Source organism: Stenotrophomonas sp. 220_Sma, assembly GCF_056487375.1.
This window is the reverse complement of the sequence record NZ_CM151348.1, coordinates 1-22,653: the sequence shown is the minus strand read 5'-3', so window position 1 is coordinate 22,653 and position 22,653 is coordinate 1. Positions and strand designations below refer to the sequence as shown.

At 65.0% G+C, this 22,653-nt stretch carries 19 protein-coding genes; 3 read left to right on the top strand and 16 right to left on the bottom strand.

The annotated features are described in order from the left end of the window. Nucleotides 1-131: 131 nt before the first annotated feature. Entirely contained in the window at nucleotides 132-2,222 is a 2,091-nt protein-coding gene (locus tag ACZLIB_RS00095) for a TonB-dependent receptor family protein (protein WP_478468850.1), read from the bottom strand. A 171-nt stretch (nucleotides 2,223-2,393) separates the two neighbouring features. Here ACZLIB_RS00095 and ACZLIB_RS00090 point away from each other — a divergent pair, with 171 nt between their 5' ends. The 3 genes from ACZLIB_RS00090 (at nucleotide 2,394) to ACZLIB_RS00080 (ending at nucleotide 5,694) form a co-directional block, all read left to right on the top strand. After that, the gene (locus tag ACZLIB_RS00090; protein WP_088022996.1) at nucleotides 2,394-3,596 is read left to right on the top strand and encodes an amino acid aminotransferase; all 1,203 of its coding nucleotides are present in this window, start codon (nucleotides 2,394-2,396) and stop codon (nucleotides 3,594-3,596) included. A 265-nt stretch (nucleotides 3,597-3,861) separates the two neighbouring features. Continuing rightward, entirely contained in the window at nucleotides 3,862-4,878 is a 1,017-nt protein-coding gene (locus ACZLIB_RS00085) for a class 1 fructose-bisphosphatase (RefSeq protein ID WP_014035428.1), read from the top strand. 108 nt (nucleotides 4,879-4,986) lie between these two features. Continuing rightward, a complete protein-coding gene (locus tag ACZLIB_RS00080) occupies nucleotides 4,987-5,694 on the top strand; it encodes a 2OG-Fe(II) oxygenase (protein ID WP_065724008.1) in 708 nt (235 codons plus the stop codon). Nucleotides 5,695-5,748: 54 nt separating this feature from the next. On the opposite strand, the gene ACZLIB_RS00075 is transcribed toward ACZLIB_RS00080, so the two are convergent. The 15 genes from ACZLIB_RS00075 to dnaA all read right to left on the bottom strand — a co-directional run bounded on the left by ACZLIB_RS00075 (nucleotide 5,749) and on the right by dnaA (nucleotide 22,653). Next, entirely contained in the window at nucleotides 5,749-6,840 is a 1,092-nt protein-coding gene (locus tag ACZLIB_RS00075; RefSeq protein WP_478468849.1) for a PA0069 family radical SAM protein, read from the bottom strand. A 146-nt stretch (nucleotides 6,841-6,986) separates the two neighbouring features. After that, complete coding sequence (locus ACZLIB_RS00070) at nucleotides 6,987-7,730, bottom strand: pyridoxine 5'-phosphate synthase (protein WP_478468848.1); 744 nt, start codon at nucleotides 7,728-7,730, stop codon at nucleotides 6,987-6,989. 9 nt (nucleotides 7,731-7,739) lie between these two features. Further along, the gene (locus tag ACZLIB_RS00065; RefSeq protein ID WP_032129280.1) at nucleotides 7,740-8,009 is read right to left on the bottom strand and encodes a hypothetical protein; all 270 of its coding nucleotides are present in this window, start codon (nucleotides 8,007-8,009) and stop codon (nucleotides 7,740-7,742) included. Nucleotides 8,010-8,049: 40 nt separating this feature from the next. Beyond that, nucleotides 8,050-9,510, bottom strand: coding sequence for a cardiolipin synthase (gene cls, locus ACZLIB_RS00060; protein WP_032129285.1), 1,461 nt, complete (start codon nucleotides 9,508-9,510; stop codon nucleotides 8,050-8,052). Nucleotides 9,511-9,611: 101 nt separating this feature from the next. After that, a complete protein-coding gene (locus ACZLIB_RS00055; RefSeq protein WP_032129281.1) occupies nucleotides 9,612-10,025 on the bottom strand; it encodes an ExbD/TolR family protein in 414 nt (137 codons plus the stop codon). Nucleotides 10,026-10,028: 3 nt separating this feature from the next. After that, on the bottom strand, nucleotides 10,029-10,454 hold the full coding sequence (locus ACZLIB_RS00050) for an ExbD/TolR family protein (protein ID WP_012509603.1): 426 nt from the start codon (nucleotides 10,452-10,454) through the stop codon (nucleotides 10,029-10,031). Between the two features lie 57 nt (nucleotides 10,455-10,511). After that, the gene (gene exbB, locus ACZLIB_RS00045) at nucleotides 10,512-11,273 is read right to left on the bottom strand and encodes a TonB-system energizer ExbB (RefSeq protein ID WP_004132614.1); all 762 of its coding nucleotides are present in this window, start codon (nucleotides 11,271-11,273) and stop codon (nucleotides 10,512-10,514) included. Between the two features lie 94 nt (nucleotides 11,274-11,367). Continuing rightward, nucleotides 11,368-12,033 (bottom strand): energy transducer TonB, encoded by a 666-nt coding sequence (locus tag ACZLIB_RS00040; RefSeq protein WP_478057850.1) that lies wholly within the window; start codon nucleotides 12,031-12,033, stop codon nucleotides 11,368-11,370. 143 nt (nucleotides 12,034-12,176) lie between these two features. Then, nucleotides 12,177-13,364 carry a tetratricopeptide repeat protein gene (locus tag ACZLIB_RS00035; protein WP_032128511.1) on the bottom strand — a complete coding sequence of 396 codons (1,188 nt, stop codon included), beginning with the start codon at nucleotides 13,362-13,364 and terminating at the stop codon, nucleotides 12,177-12,179. A 132-nt stretch (nucleotides 13,365-13,496) separates the two neighbouring features. Further along, entirely contained in the window at nucleotides 13,497-14,303 is an 807-nt protein-coding gene (locus ACZLIB_RS00030; RefSeq protein ID WP_032128510.1) for a M48 family metallopeptidase, read from the bottom strand. 71 nt (nucleotides 14,304-14,374) lie between these two features. Then, nucleotides 14,375-15,220, bottom strand: coding sequence for a CPBP family intramembrane glutamic endopeptidase (locus ACZLIB_RS00025; RefSeq protein WP_049399023.1), 846 nt, complete (start codon nucleotides 15,218-15,220; stop codon nucleotides 14,375-14,377). Nucleotides 15,221-15,287: 67 nt separating this feature from the next. After that, nucleotides 15,288-17,747 (bottom strand): DNA topoisomerase (ATP-hydrolyzing) subunit B, encoded by a 2,460-nt coding sequence (gyrB, locus tag ACZLIB_RS00020; protein WP_164079646.1) that lies wholly within the window; start codon nucleotides 17,745-17,747, stop codon nucleotides 15,288-15,290. 112 nt (nucleotides 17,748-17,859) lie between these two features. Then, entirely contained in the window at nucleotides 17,860-18,954 is a 1,095-nt protein-coding gene (recF, locus tag ACZLIB_RS00015) for a DNA replication/repair protein RecF (protein WP_478468846.1), read from the bottom strand. A gap of 991 nt (nucleotides 18,955-19,945) precedes the next feature. Next, the gene (gene dnaN / locus ACZLIB_RS00010; RefSeq protein WP_478468845.1) at nucleotides 19,946-21,046 is read right to left on the bottom strand and encodes a DNA polymerase III subunit beta; all 1,101 of its coding nucleotides are present in this window, start codon (nucleotides 21,044-21,046) and stop codon (nucleotides 19,946-19,948) included. A gap of 275 nt (nucleotides 21,047-21,321) precedes the next feature. Then, nucleotides 21,322-22,653: a chromosomal replication initiator protein DnaA gene (dnaA, locus tag ACZLIB_RS00005; protein WP_014035414.1), complete on the bottom strand. Its 1,332-nt coding sequence runs from the start codon at nucleotides 22,651-22,653 to the stop codon at nucleotides 21,322-21,324.

The following is a 22,653-nucleotide window of genomic DNA, read 5'->3' as shown; positions in this document are numbered from 1 at the left end:
GCAACCTCCTGGCGCCCTGCACGGCGCGATGCCGGCCACGGCCTCCGATTTACGGGTAGTGCCGGCCGCTGGCCGGCAACCTCCTGACGTCCTGCACGGCGCCATGCCGGCCAGCGGCCGGCACTACCACTTCAGCGCCACGACCACTGCAGGCCGACGTTGGCCCGCCGTCCCGGTCCCGGCTCGTAGAAGCGGCCATTGCCGTCATTGACGATCACCGAGCCGATGTAGGCCTGGTCCAGCACGTTCTCCAACCGTGCGAAGGCGCGCAGTTCGCCACCCGGCAGCGTCCAGCGACGGCCGGCCTCCAGATGCAGCAGGGCAAAGCCGGGCGCACGTTCGGTCGCCACGTCGTTGACCACGGTATCGCTACTGGCCGAGGCCTCCATCGCCCACTGCCAGTCGGCGGGGGACCACTGCAGCCTGGCAAAGGCCTGCTGGCGCGGTACCCCGGGAAGGCGGCTGCCGGCAGCAACCAGGGTGTTCGAGGTCAGGTACGGCGAACGCACCTGCGCCTGCAGCCAGGTCCACGCCAGCTGCAGCTCCAGCTGCTCGGCCAGCGGCTGTCGGTACTGCAGTTCCACACCCTGGCGGCGGGTGCGGCCGATGTTGCGATAGGTGCTGCGCCCGCCAGAATTGCTGGCAACTGCCAGCTCATCGTCGGTATCTGCGCGGAACAGGCTGATATCAAGCTGGGTTCCATCCTGTGCGCGCCACTTGCTGCCTACCTCCAGATTGCGGCTGCGCGCAGCGGCCAGATCCAGCGCCAAACCCGCCAGGCCATCGGCGCGATAGCCCAGCTCGTTGAAGGTGGGCGTCTCGAAGCCGCGGCCCACGGCGGCGTGCAGCCGCCACTGCGGGTTGGCCTCGAAGCTGACGCCTGCCACCGGCGTAGTCGCCTGGTAGCGGCGGCGGCCGCTGTCGTCCGGGTTGCGATCGGTGATGTAGCGGTCATTCGATTCGAATCGCACGGCGCTGTGGCGCAGCCCAGCCAGCAACGACCAGCGCGGGCTCCATTGCCACCAGGCCTGGGCGAACTGGTCCACGTTCTGCACCGTGTCGATCTGGTCGCGGCGCAGGCGCCCACGCACGCCGAGGGCGCTGCCGATGAAGTTCTCGTAGCCGGTGCGGTGCTGGCGCTGGCGGTCTGCGCTGAGCCCGGCCACCAGGTCCAACGGTCGGCCGGCGAGGTCACCGTGCCAGCCCCAGCGCGCGTCCAGGCCGCCATAGCCGCCCTCCAGATCGATCACTCCGCCAGCGTGCAGCGGGTTCGCCTGGGCGGTCGGGGGAATCGGCAGGTATTGCGTCACCGTGCGCTGGCCGGCATAGCCCATCAGCTGCCAGCGCTGCGCGCCGGTTTCCCGGGTCCAGCGCAGACCGGCCTGCTGCTGGCGCACCGATTTGCGGGTGTTGTATTGGTGCGCCACGGCGGTGGCCTGGCGCGGATCCGCCGCCACCTGGGCGCGGCTCAGGCCCAGCGGATCCTGCGCATCGGGGGCATCCAGCGCATTGAGCAGCAGCTCCAACCGCCCACCGCCCAGATCACCACCGATGCGCGCATTGAGCGATTCGCGGCGCGCACGGCTGTGGTCGCGCCAGCCATCGGTGCGGAAGTGGTTGGCGGCGATGTTGTAGTCCAACGCTTGGCCGGCACCCTTCAGCTGCGCGCCGACACTGAGCGTGGTGTCGGCGCCGGCGTTCACGCGCAACCGCCACGGGTCGCCGGCCTGGCCCTGCGCGCTCCAGACCTGCAGCACGCCGCCGGAGGAATTGCCGTACAGCGCCGAGAACGGCCCGCGCAGCACCTCGATGCGTTCGGCGCCCAACAAGCTGGCGTGCGACAGCTGGCCCTGGCCATCGGGCATGGTCGCCGGCACCCCGTCGATCAACACCCGTACCCCGCGCACACCAAAGGTCGAGCGCGCGCCGAAGCCACGGATCGACAGCTGCGTGTCCTGGGCGAAGTTCTGCCGGTCGCGCGCCACTAGTCCCGGTACGCCGGCCAGCGCCTCGGACAGCTGCGCGCCGGTGCCCGCGCGGCTGGCGTCGATCCAGACGGTGTCCAGGCTGGCCGGCAGCGCGAACGGGTCGATACCCGGCACCCGCGCCACCTGCACCTGCACGGCGGGCAGGGCGGTGGGCGCAGGCTCGGCCACCGCCGCCCAGGGCGACAGCAGCAGGGCGGACAGCGGCAGGCAACGGCGTCGTGCGGCAGGATTCATGATTCAGGTTGATGGATCGGGCGGCAACGCACGCCATGGTACGGGGCCGCGGATGACGATGGCGGCGGCCAGCCCCGGCAGGCTTTGTTACGATGGGCTGTTTCCGGCCGAAAAGCCGCAGACCGCGTGGCGCAATTCCTCCCCCTTTCCGTCTACCGAACGAGTACCGCCGTGTCCTTCTTTGCAAACGTGGAACTGGTCCCAGGCGACCCGATCCTGGGCCTGACCGAGGCGTACAACGCCGACAGCCGCCCGACCAAGGTCAACCTGGGTGTGGGCATCTACTACGACGAGAGCGGCCGCATTCCGCTGCTGCGCGCCGTCAAGCAGATCGAGCAGCAGCTCGCCGCTGAAGCCAAACCGCGCGGCTACCTGCCGATCGATGGCCTGCCGGCGTACACGCAGGCCACGCGCGAGCTGGTGTTCGGCAAGGACTCGCCGCTGCTGGCCGCCGGCCGCGTCACCACCGCACAGACCGTCGGTGGCAGCGGTGCGCTGCGCGTCGGCGCCGACGTGCTGAAGAAGCTGCTGCCGCACGCCACCGTTGCGCTGAGCAACCCGAGCTGGGAAAACCACCGCGCCGTGTTCAGCGCGGCCGGCTTCGAAGTGGTGGATTACACCTACTTCGACCCGACCACCCACGGCGTCAACTTCGACGGCCTGCTGGCCGACCTGGGCAAGCTGGACGCCGGCACCGTGGTGCTGCTGCATGCCTGCTGCCACAACCCCACCGGCGCTGACCTCACGGTCACCCAGTGGAAGCAGGTCGCGCAGCTGCTGAAGGAAAAGCAGTTGTTCCCCTTCATCGACATGGCCTACCAGGGCTTCGACAAGGGCATCGAGCAGGACGGCGCCGCCGTGCGCATCATCGCCGAAGCCGGCATCGACAGCTTCATCGTCGCCAACTCGTACTCCAAGTCGTTCTCGCTGTATGGCGAGCGCGTGGGTGCGCTGTCGATGGTGGCGCCGACCGCCGCTGACGCCAAGGCCGTGCAGTCGCAGGTCAAGCGCGTGATCCGCACCATCTACTCCAGCCCGTCCACCCACGGTGCCGCGCTGGTGGCAGGCGTGCTGACCAATCCGGAACTGCGCGCGATGTGGGAGCAGGAGCTGACCGAGATGCGCGAGCGCATCCATGCCCTGCGCCAGGGCCTGGTCGAGAAGTTGGCCGCCGCCGGTGCGCCGCAGTTCGGTTTCATCAACGAACAGGCCGGCATGTTCTCCTACTCCGGCCTGAGCCGTGAGCAGGTCGAACGCCTGCGCGACGAGTTCGGCATCTACGCCGTCGGCACCGGCCGCATCTGCGTGGCCGCGCTGAACCAGAACAACCTGGAGTACGTCGCCAAGGCCGTGGCCACCGTCGCCAAGGGCTGAAGCAACGCTCCAGTCGCTTGAAGACAAAGGCGCCGAAAGGCGCCTTTGTTTTTGGATCCTGGTTCCTGTAGAGCCGAGCCTGCGCTCGGCTTGCGCGGTATGACGGACGAAGCGCAGCCGAGCGCGGGCTCGGCTCTACAGAGGCAGAGTGCCCCGTTTCTACAGCGCAACGCATCTGGAAACGATTACGCCTTCCCGCGCTCACGCACGGCCCCGCCATACGGGCGACAATAGGCGTTTTCCCGCTGCCGAGACCTGCCCGCTCATGTCCCGTACTTCGTTGACCCGCTTCCTGATCCAGGAACAGCACGCCGGCCGCATCAATGCCGACCTGCGCCAGCTGATCGCGGTCGTCGCCCGCGCCTGCACCAGCATCTCCATCGCCGTCAGCAAAGGCGCCCTCGGTGGCGTGCTCGGCGACGCCGGTACCGGCAACGTGCAGGGGGAAGCGCAGAAGAAGCTGGATGTCATCAGCAACGAGATCCTGCTCGAAGCCAACGCCTGGGGCGGCCATCTCGCCGCCTGCGCCTCGGAGGAAATGGACCACAGCCAGCCGGTGCCGGACATTTATCCGCGCGGTGATTTCCTGCTGCTGTTCGATCCCCTCGATGGCAGCTCCAACATCGACGTCAACGTCTCCGTCGGCACCATCTTCTCGGTGCTGCGCTGCCCGACCAACGTCGAACTGCCGGGCGATGACGCCTTCCTGCAGCCGGGCAGCAAGCAGATTGCCGCCGGCTACTGCATCTACGGGCCCAGCACCCAGCTGGTGCTGACCGTCGGCCACGGTACCCATGCCTTCACCCTGGACCGCGAGAAGGGCGAGTTCGTGCTGACCACCGAGAACATGCAGATTCCGGCGGCCACCCAGGAATTCGCCATCAACATGTCCAACCAGCGTCACTGGGAAGCGCCGATGCAGGCCTATGTCGGCGATCTGCTGGCGGGCAAGGAAGGCGCGCGCGGCAAGAACTTCAACATGCGCTGGATCGCCAGCATGGTCGCCGACGTGCATCGCATCCTGACCCGCGGCGGCATCTTCATCTACCCGTGGGACAAGAAGGATCCGTCCAAGGCCGGCAAGCTGCGCCTGATGTACGAAGCCAACCCGATGGGCCTGCTGGTCGAACAGGCCGGTGGCGCTGCCTGGACCGGCCGCGAGCGCATCCTCGACATCCAGCCCGACCAGCTGCACCAGCGCGTGCCGGTGTTCCTGGGTTCGCGCGAGGAAGTGGCTGAAGCCGTGCGCTACCACCACGCACACGACGACGCGCAGGGCTGACGGCCTATCGCCTGACAGCGGTCATGGCAGTTCGATGACATGACCGTGGGGTGACACCGAGGGCGGCAAACGGCACCATCAAGCCGTTGCCGCCTAAGGAATGCACGCATGCACGAGCAGGGCCCGGTCGATTTCATCGAAGTCATCCACAACGCCGTCCCCAGCGAGGTCTGCGCGGCCATCGTTGAACGCCTGCGCGCTACGCGTGGCCTGCAGCCCGGTGCGGTGGGCAGTGGCGTGTTCCCGGAACTCAAGCACAGCAAGGATCTGCGCATCAGTGGCCTGGACGGCTGGCAGGATGTCGATCAGCAGCTGCAGATCGCGGTGTTCAATGGCCTGCTGACTTATCTACGCCGTTATCCACAGGCGTTGATTGCGCCGCTGATGTTGCAGATCCAGGACAGCAACGGCCAACCGCGACGCCTGTCTGCCGAGGACTTCCCCGACATGCCGCAGCAGCAGCTGGCCGATCTGGCCCGCACCTGCCTGCGCCCGGGTGCGATCAACCTGCAGTGGTATGCGGCAGGCGAGGGCGGCTATCCGTACTGGCACTGCGAGCTGTACCCGAAGGATGCGCAGGCCGAGACCCTGCACCGGCACGTGCTGTGGACGCTGTACCTCAACGACGACTTCGAAGAGGGCGAAACCGAGTTCCTGTTCCAGGGGCGGAAGATCGCGCCGCGCACCGGCAGCCTGCTGATTGCGCCGACTGCGTTCACCCACACGCATCGTGGCAACCGGCCGCAGGGCGGCGACAAGTTCATCGCGACCAGCTGGATCCTGTTCCAGAGTGCGCAGAAGTTGTTTGGGGGGTAGAGTCGAGCTTGCTCGACTGCCTTTACGTCTCCAGTCGAGCAAGCTCGACTCTACTCAGAACAACGAACCCTGCGGCGAATCCTTCTTCGGCGGCAGCGGCTTCTGGAACCGGCTGCAATCCAGCTTCGGCCAATGGCTGTTCTGCGCATTGAAGCCCAGACGTTTGCGCGCCAGCTTGAAGCGGTTGTTCAACAGATCGGCATATACGCCCTGGCCCCGCATGCGCGTGCCGAACTGGCTGTCGTAGTCCTTGCCGCCGCGCAACTGCTGGATGGTACTCATCACATGTGCGGCGCGATCTGGATGATGGGTGTCCAGCCACTCGCGGAACAGCGGTGCCACTTCCAGCGGCAGGCGCAGCAGCACATAACCGGCGGTGCTGGCACCGGCATCGTGTGCAGCCTCCAGCACGGCTTCCAGTTCGCTGTCGTTGATCCACGGAATCACCGGCGCCACCATCACGCCCACCGGAATGCCAGCTTCATGCAGACGCTTCATCGCACGCAGCCGTGCATGCGGCGCTGACGCGCGCGGCTCCAGCTTCGCGGAGAGGTGCGGGTCCAGCGAGGTCACCGAGAAATGCACGCTGACCAGGTTCTCCGCGGCCAGCGGTGCAAGCAGATCGATGTCGCGCTCGACCAGTGCGTTCTTGGTGATCAGCGAGAAAGGATGCTTGGTCTCCAGCATCACTTCGATCAGTTGGCGGGTCAGCTTGAACTTGCGCTCGATCGGCTGGTACGCATCGGTGTTGATGCCCAGCGCGATCGGTTGCGGCACGTAGCCCGGTTTCGACAGTTCCTTGCGCAGCAGCTGGGGCGCATTGGTCTTGGCGAACAGCTTGGTTTCGAAATCCAGGCCCGGCGACAGGTTCAGATAGGCATGCGAGGGGCGCGCAAAGCAGTACGAGCATCCATGCTCGCAGCCGCGATACGGATTGACCGACTGGCTGAAGCCGACGTCCGGCGAGTTGTTGCGGGTGATGATGCTGCGCGCGGTCTCGGCACGCACTTCGTTACGCAGGCGAGGGGCAAGGAACTCCTCGCTCTCGTCGACCGCCCAGCCGTCGTCCACCGCCTCGCTGACAGTGCTTTCAAAGCGCCCGGCAAGGTGGGACGTGGAACCTCGGCCCTTGATCGCAATACCCATTGCGGCAGGGTACGTCGCGGCCGTCTCAGTGGCTGCGACGGCCGCCTGAAGGGTTCAGCGCCCCCGTAGAGTCGAGCCGTGCTCGACTCCCACCCAGGGTGGCCCAAGACCGAAGTCGAGCAGGGCTCGATGCTACAGGGGAGGGGTCAGAGCAGCGCCAGGTACCCGCGCACCGTGGCGTCCAGCCCGTCGTACAGCGCCTCACCGATCAGCGCGTGGCCGATCGACACCTCCAGCACGTCCGGCACGTTGGCCAGGAAATCGCGCAGGTTGTCCTGCGACAGATCGTGGCCGGCGTTCACGCCCAGGCCAACGGCCTGTGCACGGCGTGCGGCAGTGGCGAACAGCGCCAGCATCGCGTCAGCATCACCAGCCGCATGCGCCTCCGCATAGGGCCCGGTATACAGCTCGATGCGGTCCGCACCCACTTCGGCCGCCTGCTCCAGCAACGGGTTGCCGGCATCGACGAACAGGCTGACCCGGCAACCCATCGCTTTCAGTTCGGCAATCAGCGGGCGCAGTCGTTCGGCATCCCGCTCGAAGTCGAAACCATGATCGGAGGTGATCTGGCCGTCGCTGTCAGGCACCAGGGTAGCCTGCGCCGGACGGGCCTGTGCACACAGCGGCAGCAGCCCCGGATAACCCTCGCGCGGCGGTGCGAACGGATTGCCTTCGATGTTGAACTCCACCCCACGCGCACGGGTCAGCGTGGACAGGGCCAGCACGTCCTCGGCGGTGATGTGGCGACGGTCCGGTCGCGGATGCACGGTGATGCCGTGCGCGCCGGCATCCAGGCAGGCCTGGGCGGCGCGTACCACGTCCGGTTCGGCACCGCCGCGCGAATTGCGCAGGACGGCGATCTTGTTGACGTTGACGCTGAGCTGGGTCATGGAACGAAACTACTTGGAAAGAGGGGATGGATCGTGATCGTTGGGGTCGTCACCGCGGCGGGCCTGGGCCTGTTCGCGCAGGCGGCGCAGTTCTTCGGCATCGACCAGTGTGGACGGATCGCGCTGTGGATCACCGAAACGGGCCACATAGCGGCCGCGTACCCAGGCCAGCAGGAAGGCGAGGGCGGCCAGCAGGCACAGGGTCATCAGCCCGGGGCTGGGGGTCTTCAGCGCGAAGGCGAAACAGCCCAGCGCCAGCAACAGGTACAACCAGTACATAGTCGGGCTCCCCGGATGATCGGCGCAGTGTAGCGCTGCGTCAGAGCAGCGGCGAGGCCAGCCGGGCGAAGGCCTCGGGCAGGCGGTGCAGCCACAGCGAACGACCGGCCTGGTCGTGCACCCGCGTGGAACGGTCGAATTCGCCCTGCAGCAGTTCGGCCAGCGCAGCCACCCGGTCACGGTCGCTGATCATCATCGACAGCTCGAAGTTCAGCCGGAAGCTGCGGTGATCGAAGTTGGCACTGCCGACGATGCAGACGTCGTCATCGGCGATGAAGGCCTTGGTATGCAGCATGCGTGGGCCGTACTCGTAGATCTTCACCCCGGCATGCAGCAGCTCGTCGAAGTAGGAGCGGGCGGCCTGGGTGACGAACCAGGAATCGCTCATCTTCGGCACCAGCAGGCGCACGTCCAGCCCGCCCAGCGCGGCCGAGGTCAGTGCCATCCGCGCCGCTTCGCCCGGCACGAAGTAGGGCGTGACCAGCCAGACGCGCTCGTGCGCCTCCTGGATCGCCGCCACATGCAGGCGATGGATCGTTTCCCAGCCCGAGTCCGGGCCGGAGACCAGCACCTGGGCGTTGATCGCACCATCGCCGCGCAGCGGCATGTCAGCTGGCCACAGACGCGCGATGTCCATGCGCGAGGGATCCTGTCCACTGGCGTAGAGCCAGTCCTCGGCGAACACCAGCTGCAGGCTGCGCACCACGTGGCCGCGGATGCGCATGTGCAGGTCGCGGTAGGCATCCGCCCTGCGGCTTTCATCCTCGTCGTCGGTGATGTTGATGCCGCCGGTGAAGGCGAGGCGGCCGTCGACGATCACCAGCTTGCGGTGGGTACGCAGGTTCAACCACGGGCGCTTGAATGGCTTCAGCAGCTGCCGTGGGTGGAACCAGATCGCTTCGCCACCGGCGTCGAGCAGCGGCTGCAGGAAGCGGCGGGGCAGGGCCGACGAACCCACCGCGTCGAGCAGCAGGCGCACCTGCACACCCGCGCGGGCGCGCTCGACCAGGGCGTCGCGCAGCGCGGTGCCGGCATGGTCCGGGTTGAAGATGTAGTACTCCAGGTGCACGTGATCGCGGGCCTGCGCGATGGCGTCCAGCAGGGCCGCGTAGGTTGCCGCGCCATCCACCAGCCAGGTGACTTCGGTGGCGCTGCTCGGCGCGAGCCCGGTCGTGGCCTGTGCGACCTTGGCCAGCTCGGTGCAGTCGGCGTCGGGTGGGCAGACATCGCTGTAGTGCTCCATCCCCGAGCGGGCACGGCCACGGCGCAGGCGCTGCCGCTTCACCTTCTGCGGGCCCAGCAGGTAGTAGATGAAGAGACCCAGGTAGGGCAGCAGCGCAAGCGACAGGATCCAGCTCAGCGTGGCCACCGGCTCGCGCTTCTGCAGCATGATCCAGCCTGCCAGCGCGAACAGGTACAGCAGATAGGCGACCGCCAGGATCGTGCCAAGGTGGGCGATGCCGTCGAGCCAGTGGCGCAGGGAGTCGAAGAGGGCGAGCATCCGCCGATCATAACGGTCCAGGCCGTCAGGCATAAAAAAGACGCCCCTGTTTCCAGGGGCGTCTGCAGTCGCGTCATGACTGTTGTATTGCGGTGTAGCAGTTACTGCTGCACAAAACCGATCTTCTTCATCTGAGCGTTCTTCGCGGCAGCCAGAACCTTGGCCATCACGTCGTACTCGGAATCCGGGCTCGCATCGATGCGCAGTTCCGGCTGGTTGGTCGGGTCCTTCTGGACCTCGTTCTCCATCCGCTGCTGCAGCTCGCTCGCATTGATCGGGCTGTTGTTCCACGAGACCTGGTTGCTGGCGTCGATCTTGAGTTCGATCGGCGGCGGCGGTTCGACCAGCTGCGGCGGTGGGTTGAGCACGCGCTGCGGCAGGTCCACGGCGATCGGGTACGTCATGATCGGCGCGGTCACGATGAAGATGATCAGCAGAACCAGCATCACGTCCACGAGGGGCGTGACGTTGATGTCTGCCATGGGGCCTTTGCCACCACCACTACTGAATGCCATGGCTTACTGCCCCTTCTCTTTGGTCGCGACGAAGCCGACGTCCAGCATGCCCTGTTCCTGCGCGATCTTGGTCATCTCGTTGATGACACGCATCTTGGTGGTGCGGTCACCACGCAGGTTCAACGGCGGCTGCGGGGTCTGCTGGGCGGCGGTCGCCAAGCGCGACTCGAGAGTCTGCTTGTTGATTTCTTCGTCGTTCCAGTAGATCGAGCCATCTTCCTTGACTGCCAGGGTGATGGGGCCCTTGCGGTCGTTGGTGTCGTCCGGCTTCTGGACCAGGTTGGCCTCCGGCAGATCCACCTTGACCTTGTGGGACATCAGGGGCGCCGTGATGATGAAGATGATCAGCAGCACCAGCATCACGTCCACGAGGGGCGTAACGTTGATGTCGGCCATGGGGCCGCCGCTGTTACCACTACTGAAAGCCATAACGGGCTCCGTCTAGATCGTGTTGACTACGTTCTCGCTGGGTACAGCGCGTCGCAATTAGCGGACGCGCGAACCGGTGGCGAAGAAGTCGTGCAGGTCGTGCGCGAAGGTATCGAACTTGCTGATGGTCGCGCTGTTGATCTTGCTGAAGAAGTTGAAGGCGAACACGGCCGGGATCGCGACGAACAGACCGATCGCGGTCATGATCAGCGCTTCACCCACCGGGCCGGCAACGGCGTCGATCGAAGCGGAGCCGGTGGCACCGATCTTGATCAGCGCGCCGTAGATGCCCCACACGGTACCCAGCAGACCGACGAACGGAGCGGTCGCGCCGACGGTGGCCAGCAGGGTCATGCCCGACTGCAGCTTGTTGCTTTCGCGGGTCACGGCCTGACGCAGAGCGCGGTCGACGAACTCCGAACGGCTCAGGTTCTCACCCACGCCGCCGGTGGCGCCGCCTTCAGCGCGCTGGTGGTGGGCAGCCGCCTGGGCAGCGTCCAGGGCGATCTTGGAGAACGGCTCGGAAGCCGGCTGTTCTTCCATCGCACGGATGGCGTCCTGCGCGTTCGGGGTATCCCAGAACAGGCTGACGACGCGATCAGCGGCGCTCTTCAGGCGGGTGGCGCGGAAGATGTTGATGACGGTCCAGTACCAGGACATGGCCGACATGACGACCAGGGTCAGCAGCACGACCCAGGAAACCGCGAAATCACCCGGCTTGGTGGTCATTTCGTGGATCAGGTGCTCGAAGCCCATCTGCGACAGGGCGTTGGACGGATTGCCCCCGGCAGCAGCGGCGATGAAAATTTCCTGCAGCATGACGCTTACCTTTGTTGTGTGTGGTGATAAAGGGTGTAGCTAAGCTAAACAATCGAACTGGGAGCGGGGGTGGCCAGGCGGCCACCCGGACGCATCAGTTCAGCGCAAAGTTGACCGGGACGCGAACGCGACCTGCCGCCTTCTTACCGCCAGATTCAGCGGCGTTGAAGCGCCACTTGCGAGCTGCTTCCATCGCAGCACGGTCCAGGTCGCGGTTACGGCTGGACTTTTCCACCGTGACATTGGTGACGTTGCCGCTGGCATCGACATCAATGATCAGGATCACTTCGCCCTGGATACCCGCGCGGAAGGCTGCCGGCGGGTAGCGCGGCGGGTTCATGGCCTTCGACGAGATGTCCACGCTGGCCTCGATCGAGGTCGGCGGAGCCGGCGGCGACGGAGGCGACGGCGGGGTGACGATATCGCTCGGGCGCGGTTCCGGCACGTCCACGACCGGCGCCTGCGGCGGCGGCGGGACCGGCGACGGCTTCGGCGGCGACAGGTTCTTCACCGGCGGCGGCGGAGTATCCGTCGGCGGCGGCGGCGGCGGCGGTGGCGGCGGCGGCGGGGCGTCGACGATCGTCACCATGACGTTGCGCTCCTTCTCAGCCACGGCCTTGGGAGCCACGGCGGGGATCAGGAGCATCATGAACGCGGCCAGATGCAGGGCAATTACAAACGCGATGCCGACGATGCGAGGCCAGCTCAGCCCCTTGTCATCGGGTTGTTCGTACCGGTGAACGACTAGTTGTTCCGTCATGCGCCAAGAGCTCAATAGTGGGGCCGGGATGCCGGGGGCGGAATCCCTGATCAGCGGTGCATGACACCGCAGGAACCTCCAAGCTTATACCAATCCTGAGCGCCTGCGCATCAACTGTGCAGGCATTCAGGCGTTATTCCTACTTACTTCAGGTTGATGATTTTTTTGGCATCAGCCTGATTCTTCACACCCTTCGCCAGCGCCTGCTGGGCGGCCTGCTTGGCCTCCGGGATGCGACCTTCGGCATGCAGGACGCGTGCCAGGTTCAGGTAGGTCTCACCGTCCTTGGACAGCGGGGCAGCCTTCTGCCACGCATCGATCGCCTGCGGCACCTGGTCGGAGTAGTAGTAGGACTGGGCCAGCGCCAGGTAGACCTGGTAATCCGGCTTCAGGATGCCCTTCTGCAACCCTTCGTTGATGACCGCGATGACGTCCTTTTCCTTGTGTTCGGTGTTGGCATAGATCGAGTACAGCTGCTTGTACTCGCGCTCTTCGGTGAGCTGGCCGCTGCTGCGCAGCTTGTCCATCACCGCGGCAGCCTTCTCCATCTGATCGGCCTGCATGTACATGCTGGCCAGGTTCAGCTGGGCCTTCTTGTCGTTCGGGTTCTTGGCGGCCAGCGCCTCGGCTTCCTTCACCGCTTCACCGGACTGGCCGGCTTCGGAGAGGGCCGCCATCAGCAGCTGGTTCCAGTTGTCCTTCGGTTCGGTGGCGCCGGCGATGGCCTGCTTCAGCACCGGGATCGCTTCCTGGTAGCGCTCCAGCTGGTACAGCGCCTGGCCCTTGGCGATCAGCTCTTCCGGCTTGGTCGACTTGCTCTCGGCGAAGTACTTGTCCAGGGTCGCCAGGCCTTCGGCGGTCTGGTCTTCCTGCAGCTGCAGCTGGCCCAGCATCAGCATCGACTGGAAGTGGCCGTTGTTGTCCAGGCCGTTGAACTGCAGGACCTGCTTCAGGTAGGCCACGGCAGCCGGGGTGTCGTCGGTCTGGTAGGCGGCCTGCGAGGCCAGCTGCGCGGCCAGCGACTTGTCGTACTCGTTCGCGGCGCTGTCAGCCAGGATCGCGTCGGCCTGCGTGCGCGTCTCCGGGAACTTTTCCTTGTTGTAGCTGTCGATCATCTTCTGCAGCTTGCTGCCCAGCTTGGCTGATGCCTTGACGGTCGGCTCCTCGCGGGTCGCGTTCGGGTACAGCGCTTCGGCCTTGGCCTGCTTGCCGCCGCGGTTGCCACGCTCGGAGGAACGCGAGGACTGCGCGAAGGCATCGGTGACCACGGCGCCGGTCAGGGCGGTCGCGACGAGGACGGAAAGCACAGCTTTGTGGTTACGGAAAATCATCGTTCACCTCGATCGAACCGCCGGATAGCGGCAAAGTCGGACTGTCAGAAAAATCTGAGCCGCCAAACGTATCAGAAACAGATGGCGTGAGAAATCGTTTTATGTGCTGCAATACAGCATAGAACTGCGCACTCATCCGCACTTTGGCCGCAGCCCGGCCGCCTGCGCCTGCTGATAGACCGGCGTCAGTCCCGGTGCATCGCGTCGCAGTTCCTGGATACGGTTGGCTGGATCGGGGTGGGTGGACAGCCATTGCGGGCTGCGGCCGCCACTGGCGGCCATCATGTTCTGCCACAGGTCGACCGCCTGCGCCGGGTTGAAACCGGCCTGGGCCATCAGTCGCTGGCCGATCACGTCGGCCTCGCTTTCCTGGGTGCGTGAACCGGGCAGCAGGAAGGCGGTCTGCGCGCCCATGCCCCCGAGCTGGTTGACGGTGCTGGCAGCGCCTTCTCCGTAGGCCGCGCCGGCCAGCGCACCGAGCACGGCCAGCCCGGTCTGCGCACCCATCTGCCGGGTGATGCGCTCTTCGTGGTGGCGGGCGATGACGTGGCCGATTTCATGGCCGATTACGGCAGCCAGCTGATCCTGGTTCTTGGCGACGGTGAAGATGCCGGTGTTCACGCCGACCTTGCCGCCGGGCAGGGCGAAGGCGTTGGGCTCCTTGTCGACGAACACGGCCGTCTCCCACCGTACGCCACGGTATTGAGGCGGCAGCTGCGCGACCAGGGCGTTGACCACGCACTGCACGTAACCGTTCTGGCGGCCGTCGGTGCTGATCTTTTCCTTCTGCTTGGTTTCGGCGAACGCCTGTGCGCCGAGCTGGTCCAGCTGCGCCTGTGACACCCCGCCCACCATCTGCCGACGGCCGGTAGGAGAGGTCGTGGTCGCGCAGGCGCTGACCAGGGTGGTGATGACAAGGGCCAGCAGCAGTTGTTTCATGGATCCACCCCCGTGTTCATATGCGCAGTGTGTAGCGTAGCGGCTTAATCTTTCGTCAAGCGGACACGGCGTTACGTTGCCCCGAAGAACACAAGCGCGGCAAGCGCCACGCCGTTGTTCAGCGCGTGCGCGGTGATCGCGGCCCAGAGCGTGCCGGTGCGCTGGTACAACCAGCAGAACGCGGCCCCCATGCCGCCATAGACCAGCCACAGCTGCGCGATCTCGGCCGGGCCGTTGGCACTGGTGCCAGGGATTTCATGGATCAGGGCGAAAGCAAGGCTGCTCAGTACCACGCCCAGCCACGGGCGTCCGGCCTTCCACAGGCGGCCAAACAGCACGCGGCGGAACAGCAGCTCCTCGTAGGCCGGTGCCAGTACCACCGCGAACAGCACCAGGAACAACGGGAAGCGCGCGATCGCACTCTGCATCAGCGCCAGATTGGTGGGAACCGGCTCGATGCCGAACTGCTTGGCCAGGAAGGCGATGCCATTGCTGCCGAGCACGATCAGGGTCGCCACCAGCAGGGTCCAGCCCCAGGTGGAGGGACGGCGCAGCGCCTGGCGCGACGCGTGGCGCTCGGCGGCATTGGCCGGCCGTCGCCAGAAGTACAGCAGCAGCGCGGCGCCGCCGGTGGCAAACAGCGCCATGAGAATCTGCGCAAGCGCGCCCGGCTGGCCCAGTGACGCCGCTACCGAACTGGCGTCGGGGGCACCAGCGCCGGCCTGCGCGTTCGCGTAACCGACCACCACGCCACGGTACAGGCCCCATAGCAGGCCGCTGATCAGGCTCAGGCCGAACAGGGTGACAGCGGCGATACCCAGGTCGATGAAAAACCCCGCCAACGGCGAAACGGCACGCGGCGCGGCAGAAGCCGGCGGAACCGGGGGCGGAGCGGAAACCGGGGCGGATGCGGACATCAGGTACCTGCGTTCAAGAGTCGAAGGCCGGCGCGCCTCCCCGCGCACCGGCCGTGTCCCGATTGTGTCAGATATCCAGGTTTGCGACCTTCAGCGCGTTGTCTTCGATGAAGTCGCGACGCGGTTCGACGACATCGCCCATCAGCGTGCTGAAAATCTGGTCGGCAGCGACAGCATCTTCGATGCGCACCTGCAGCAGTCGACGGGTTTCCGGATTCACCGTGGTGTCCCACAACTGCTCCGGATTCATTTCACCCAGACCCTTGAATCGCTGGATCTGGCGGCCGCGCTTGGCCTCCTCGAGCAGCCAGTTCTGTGCCTTGGCAAAGCTGTCGACTTCGATCGACTTGGCACCGCGGGAAATGGTCGCGCCTTCGCGGACCAGACCGTGCAGCAGCTTCGATGCCTGGTGGATCGCGCGCAGTTCGCCGCTTTCGAAGGCCGACATCGGCAGCACCTGGATGTGCTGTTCGCCCATGTGGCGACGGGTCACCAGCACAGCGGCCGGGCGCTCATCGTTGGCTTCCTGCAGCTCCAGGCTGAAGCGCGGGCTGCCCAGGCTGCCCTGGTTGAGGCGCTTGGCCAGTGCATCCAGGCCCTCGCCTTCGCCGGCAGCGCGCAGGCTTTCCAGGTCCATCGGGACGAAGTCGACCAGCGCTTCAAGCAGATTGCGGTCGTAGCGGTGTGCGTTGCGCTCGATCGAATCCAGCGCCGCCGCGTAGGCCAGCAGCAGCTTCTCCAGCGCCAGGCCTTCGATGCCGGGCTCGCCGGTGGCCGGCACCAGTGCAGCATTTTCCACTGCGCTGCTGGCCAGGTAGCTGTCCAGCGCCGGGTCGTCCTTCAGGTACAGCTCCTGCTTGCCCTGCTTGATCTTGTACAGCGGCGGCAGGCCGATGTAGACGTAACCGCGCTCGATCAGCTCCGGCATCTGACGGTAGAAGAACGTCAGCAGCAGGGTGCGGATGTGGGCGCCGTCGACGTCGGCGTCGGTCATGATGATGATCTTGTGGTAACGCAGCTTGTCCGGGTTGTACTCGTCACGGCCGATGCCGGTGCCCAGCGCGGTGATCAGCGTACCCACCTGGTCGGAGGACAGCATGCGATCGAAACGCGCGCGTTCCACGTTGAGGATCTTGCCGCGCAGCGGCAGCACCGCCTGGTTCTTGCGGTTGCGGCCCTGCTTGGCCGAACCACCTGCCGAGTCACCCTCGACGATGAACAGTTCGGACAGCGCCGGATCCTTTTCCTGGCAGTCGGCCAGCTTGCCCGGCAGGCCCGCGATGTCCAGCGCGCCCTTGCGGCGGGTCAGGTCGCGGGCCTTGCGCGCGGCTTCACGTGCACGTGCGGCATCGACGATCTTGCCGGCGATCGCCTTGGCTTCGTTCGGGTTTTCCTGCAGGAACTCTTCCAGGCGCGCACCGAAGGCGTTTTCCACCGCCGGGCGCACGTCGGAGCTGACCAGCTTTTCCTTGGTCTGGCTGGAGAAGCTCGGGTCCGGCACCTTCACCGACAGCACTGCGATCATGCCTTCGCGCATGTCATCGCCGGTCAGGTTGATCTTGGCCTGCTTGGCGATGCCGTTCTGCTCGATGTAGTTGTTGAGCACACGGGTCAGCGCACCGCGGAAACCGGCCAGGTGGGTACCGCCGTCCTTCTGCGGAATGTTGTTGGTGAAGCAGTACATCGTCTCCTGGTAGGAGTCGGTCCACTGCAGCGCCACGTCGACGACGATGCCGTTGTGCTCGCCGGTGACTGAAATGACGTTCGGGTGCAGCGGGGTCTTCAGCTGGGCCAGATGCTCCACGAAGCTGCGGATGCCGCCTTCGTAGTGGAAGTCATCGCGACGGCCATCGCCACGCTCGTCGGCAAGGACGATCTTGACGCCGGAGTTCAGGAACGACAGCTCGCGCAGGCGGCGGGCCAGGATGTCGTAGTGGAATTCCACGTTGTCGTGGAAGGCGACGGTCGACGGCCAGAAGCGCACGGTGGTACCGCGCTTGGTGGTGGCTTCCAGCTTGGCCAGCGCAGTCACGGCTGCGCCGTTGCTGAATTCCTGCTGGTAGTGGGAGCCATTCTGGAACACGTCCACCAGCAGCTTCTGCGACAGCGCGTTGACCACGCTGACGCCGACGCCGTGCAGGCCGCCCGAAACCTTGTAGCTGTTGTCGTCGAACTTGCCGCCTGCGTGCAGGACGGTCATGACCACTTCGGCCGCAGACACTTCGCGACCGAGCTTGGCGCTCATCTGCTCGTGCTTGCCGGTCGGAATACCACGGCCGTTGTCGGACACCGAGACCGAGCCGTCGGCGTGGATCGTCACTGCAACGTGGTCGGCGTGGCCGGCCAACGCTTCGTCGATCGAGTTGTCGACGACCTCGAACACCATGTGGTGCAGACCGGTGCCGTCATGCACGTCGCCGATGTACATGCCGGGACGCTTGCGGACAGCCTCCAGGCCTTCCAGGGCGGTAATGCTGTTGGCGTCGTAATTGCCGTTGTTTGCCGGGGTGTTCTGTTCGTCGCTCATTGCGCTTGCCGTAGGCTCCGCAGGTCGGGCACCGCTTGGGGCGATGCGCCGAGAATGAAAGGATTCCAACCCGAATTATACCAGCCGGGGTCGAGCGGCCCTGGTGTGCCCACTATGGCACAGCCACGATCTGTGCATGTTCCACGTGGAACCGGGCGATGTGGGTCAGTTCCTGCAGCGCCGCCGGGGTTTCGGTGGCGGTGATGAAGATCTGTGCCGGCCCATTGAGCAGGCGCTCCAGTACCCGCGCCTGATGGGTGCGATCCAGCTCCGAGGCCAGATCGTCCAATGCGATCACCGGCCATTCGCCGCACTGTTCCGCATAGTCCTCCGCCTGTGCCAACAGGCACGCCAACGCCGTCAGCTTGGCCTGGCCGCGGGACAGCGCATCACGACCTGGAATGCTGTGGAAATCCACACTCCAGTCCGCGCGGTGCGGGCCCACCGAGGTATACCCGGCCTGCCGGTCACGTTCCCGGGCCAGAAGCAGGGCATCGGCCAAGGGAAGCTCATGCCGCCGCCAACCGGGGCTCAGCTCCAATCCCTGGATACCGAGTTGCGGAGCGAGGCTGGCGGCCAAGGCGACCGTGCGCTGCTGCAGACGCTCCAGGTAGTGCTGGCGGCGGCTGGTCAGTGGTTCTCCTGCCTCGGCCAGCTCGTGATCCCAGGTATCGAGCATCCGCGATGGCCCGCCCTGCTTGAGCAGGGCATTGCGCTGCTTCAGCGCCCGGGAATAGCGACGCCACAGGGACAGAAAATCCGGTTCCACGTGGAACAAGCCCCAATCGAGGAAGCGGCGGCGGGGTTCACCACCACCACTGACCAGTGCATGGCTCCCGGGCTCGAACGTCACCACGGCCAGCGCTGCGCAGAGATTACCCAGCTGTGCGACATCCTCGCCGTCCAGTCGACCCTTCCAGTCCTGACCACTGTGGCGCAGGCCGGCTTTTCGGCGGTGGGGCGGGTGAAGGGCACGCTGTTCGTCCCATTCCACGAAGATTTCCAGCGCTTCCTGGCCCTGGCGTACCAGACCGTCGCGCACCCGGCCACGGAAGCTGCGGCCATAGGCCATCAAGTGCAGGGCTTCGAGCACGCTGGTCTTGCCGGCACCGTTGTCGCCGGTCAGCAGGTTCAATCCCGGCTGGGGCGACAGGTCCACCGCACTGAAACGACGCAGTTGATGCAAGGCGAGGCGGCGGATCTGCATGGGGCGCGAAAGACCATCCGCACAAGGCGGTAGAGGGGCAGGGAATCCATCAGCTTACTGCATCGGTCAAGCCAGCCGTGCCGCCCCAGACATCGCCACTGTGCTGAAGCTTCCGTCTGGCAACCCTACGCGTGTTCCACGTGGTGGCGCTCCCTCACGTGGGCTCGCCTGGGTCTGGATACGCCCGGGAATCCTTGAATTCTGAGCGGCGGCACAGGATACCGGCCCTCAGATTTCAGCGATTTCAGCCTCATTCCGCGAGCATCGCCAGGTGCCCCGACGGTGGTTTGCGCGAGCACCGCGCAGATTTCTTTAAATCTACGATGCGATGCCCTGGAGGGTTCCACAGATTTCAAGGAATTCGAGCCCGCCGATTCACGCTGTCCACAGCAGGTCTGTATGACTTATACACAAGGTATGGGCAAACTGTGGATAAAAAAGCCCTTTTGCCCGACCTGCGAAACTATCCACAGGTTCCCCCCCAGCCTGAGGGGCCTCTATACAGGGGGTTTCAGGTGCATAAATATCTTAAAAATCAACTAGATAATGCATTTCTCCACGAAATCTGGGCCTACCATCACCACCATGCTTTAGATTTATACCCAGATTTAGAAGCTAGGCTGGCCCCGATCCGCCCCCAACGAGACCTGTGGACAGTGGCGTCTGCAGATGAAGCAACCGCAGCGTTGCGACCCACGATCTGCTTCACCCCTCCGGCAAGTTCGGGGAACGTGCATCAGTCTGAAGACCCAGAACGGCATACTCGATCGAAAGCGGCTGGACAGCGCCCAAGCTCACAACCTGGATTCCAATCGCTCAGCACCGATTGCATCGGAAGGGCAGCCAGGATCAATCGGCAACCAGCAATCTCAAGGAAGCCATTCACCCATACCTGGAGATCCGGCCATCGCGATGCTCCACGTGGAACCTGCAAAAAAAACGCCCGGGAAGATCCCGGGCGTCGTTCGGTTCCACGTGGAACAGCCTGCTGTCAGAGACGCAGCGGCATCACCACATGGCGCGACTTCTCGCTGCTGGATTCACGCACCAGCGCCGAGGAGTTGGAGTCGCGCAGCTGGATGATGACTTCCTCGTCGCGCAGGGCGGAAAGGGCGTCCAGCAGGTAGTTCACGTTGAAGCCGATGGCCAGATCGCTGACGTTGGTGTCGGCTTCGATCTCTTCCTGGGCTTCTTCCTGTTCCGGGTTGTGCGCGCTGATCTTCAGGTTGCCCGGCGAGACTTCCACGCGGATGCCGCGGTACTTCTCGTTGGACAGGATTGCGGCACGCTGCAGCGAGGCACGCAGTGCTTCGCGATCAACCTTCACTTCGCGGTCGGCACCGATCGGAATCACCGCTTCGTAATCCGGGAAACGGCCGTCGATCAGCTTCGAGGTGAAGGTGACATCGTCGCGCTTGACGCGGACGTGGCTGCGGCCGACTTCCAGCTCGATCTCGCGATCGCCGCTCTCCAGCAGGCGCTGCAGTTCGGTCACGCCCTTGCGCGGCACGATGATCTGGCGCTTGGAACCACTGGGCTTGGCCAGATCGGTTTCACACAGCGCCAGGCGGTGGCCGTCGGTGGCGACGGTACGCAGCGCATCGCCGCGCAGATCGAACAGCAGACCGTTGAGGTAGTAGCGCACGTCCTGCTGGGCCATCGCGAACGCGGTGCGTTCGATCAGTTCCTTCAGGGTCGCTTCGCCGATGGCCACGCGCTCGGTGGCTTCCACTTCGTCAACCGACGGGAAGTCGTTGGAGGGCAGGGTGGCCAGGGTGAAGCGGCTGCGGCCGGCCTGCACGGTGATCTTGTCACCGGTCTGCGAGACCGTGATCCGGCTGCCGTCGGGCAGGGCGCGGATGATCTCGAACAGTTTGCGGGCGGGGATGGTGGTTTCGCCGTCCTGGGCATCTTCAACCGCGATCCGCGACACCATCTCCACTTCCAGGTCGGTACCGGTCAGCGACAGCTGGCCGTTCTGCACCTGGACCAGGAAATTGGCCAGAACCGGAAGGGTCTGGCGGCGTTCGACCACGTTGACGACCTGTGCCAACGGCTTGAGAAAGGCTTCGCGCTGCAGTGTGAAACGCATGTGGTTCCGTGCCCCTATGCTTTAAAAAATGTGGAATAAATCAAAAGCTTGGTGGTGCTGGTAGAGACAGAATCGCTGGAAAACAACGCTAAGTCTTTGTAAATAAAAGAATTTCAGACCTCGAAACCCTCTGTATTACCGACCCCCAGGGGGTGGGGAAAGCTGTGGATAAATTCGACGCGATTTCAGACGCCATTTTTATCCACAACGTGTCCCGCGCTTGCTACCGGATTCTGCACCGTTTTGTGCGATGACGCCTCATCGGCATCCGTGCATCATTCGCTCAGCTTCCGGATCAGCTTGTCCCAGTCCTCGCGGAGCTTGCCGTCGGTTTCCATCAGGGTCCGGATCTGGCGGCAGGCATGCAGCACCGTGGTGTGATCGCGACCGGCAAAGGCATCGCCAATCTCGGGCAGGCTGTGCTCGGTCAGTTCCTTGGTCAGGGCCATGGCGACCTGGCGCGGGCGGGCCAGCGAGCGGGTCCGACGCTTCGACAGCAGATCCTTGATCTGCAGGCCGTAGTAGTCGGCAACGGTTTTCTGGATGTTGGGAATGCTGATCGCCTGCTGCTGGGCGCGCAGCAGGTCGCGCAGGGTTTCCTGGGCGAATTCGGTGGTGATCGCGCGGCCGGTGAAATTGGCGCGGGCGGTCAGGGTATTGAGCGCACCTTCGAGGTCGCGCACGTTGGAGCGCATCTTCTTGGCGATCAGGAACGCAACATCATCGGGAATCTCTGCACCGCGTTCGCGTGCCTTGGCCAGCACGATCGCAGCGCGGGTCTCGAAGTCCGGCGGTTCGATCGCGACCGACAGGCCCCAGGCAAGCCGCGACTTCAGGCGTGCTTCCAGGCCTTCAACCTCGCGCGGATAGCGGTCGCAGGTCAGGATGATCTGCTGCTTGCCATCGAACAACGCGTTGAAGGTGTGGAAGAACTCTTCCTGGGTGCGGTCCTTGCCGGCGAAGAACTGGATGTCATCGATCAGCAGCGCGTCCACCTGCTGGAACTGGCGCTTGAACTGATCCATGGTCTTTTCCTGCAGAGCCCGGATCATCGCGCTGAAGAACTGTTCCGAACGCAGGTACAGCACCTTCGCACCCGGATTGGCCTGGCGCATGGCATTGCCGGCGGCGAACATCAGGTGGGTCTTGCCCAGGCCCGTGCCTCCGTACAGCAGCAGCGGGTTGTGCGCGCGGTCGCCCGGCTTCTGCGCTGCCTGGAAGGCGGCGGCCAGGCCCAGCTGGTTGCTGCGGCCTTCGACGAAGTTGGCGAACGTGTAGTGATTGTCCAGGTTGCCGGCAAACGGCACCTGCGGTTCGCTGGACACATGCGCCGACGGCGTGGAAACCGGCGTGTTCTGCGCCTCCACGGGACGCGGGCGCGAGCCGATTTCAAGAAAAACGTCGCTGAAACCGGCGAAATGGGCCAGCAGTTCGCGGATCCGGGCCAGGTACAGCTCGCGGACCTGGTCGACGATGAAGGCATTCGGTGCATACAGCACCAGGCTGTCCACGCGCAGATCGGCCTGCAGCGGCTTCAACCAGGTATGAACGTCTTCCGGCGGGAACTCCGCTTCGAGGCGCTCGAGACTACGGGACCAGGCATCCAT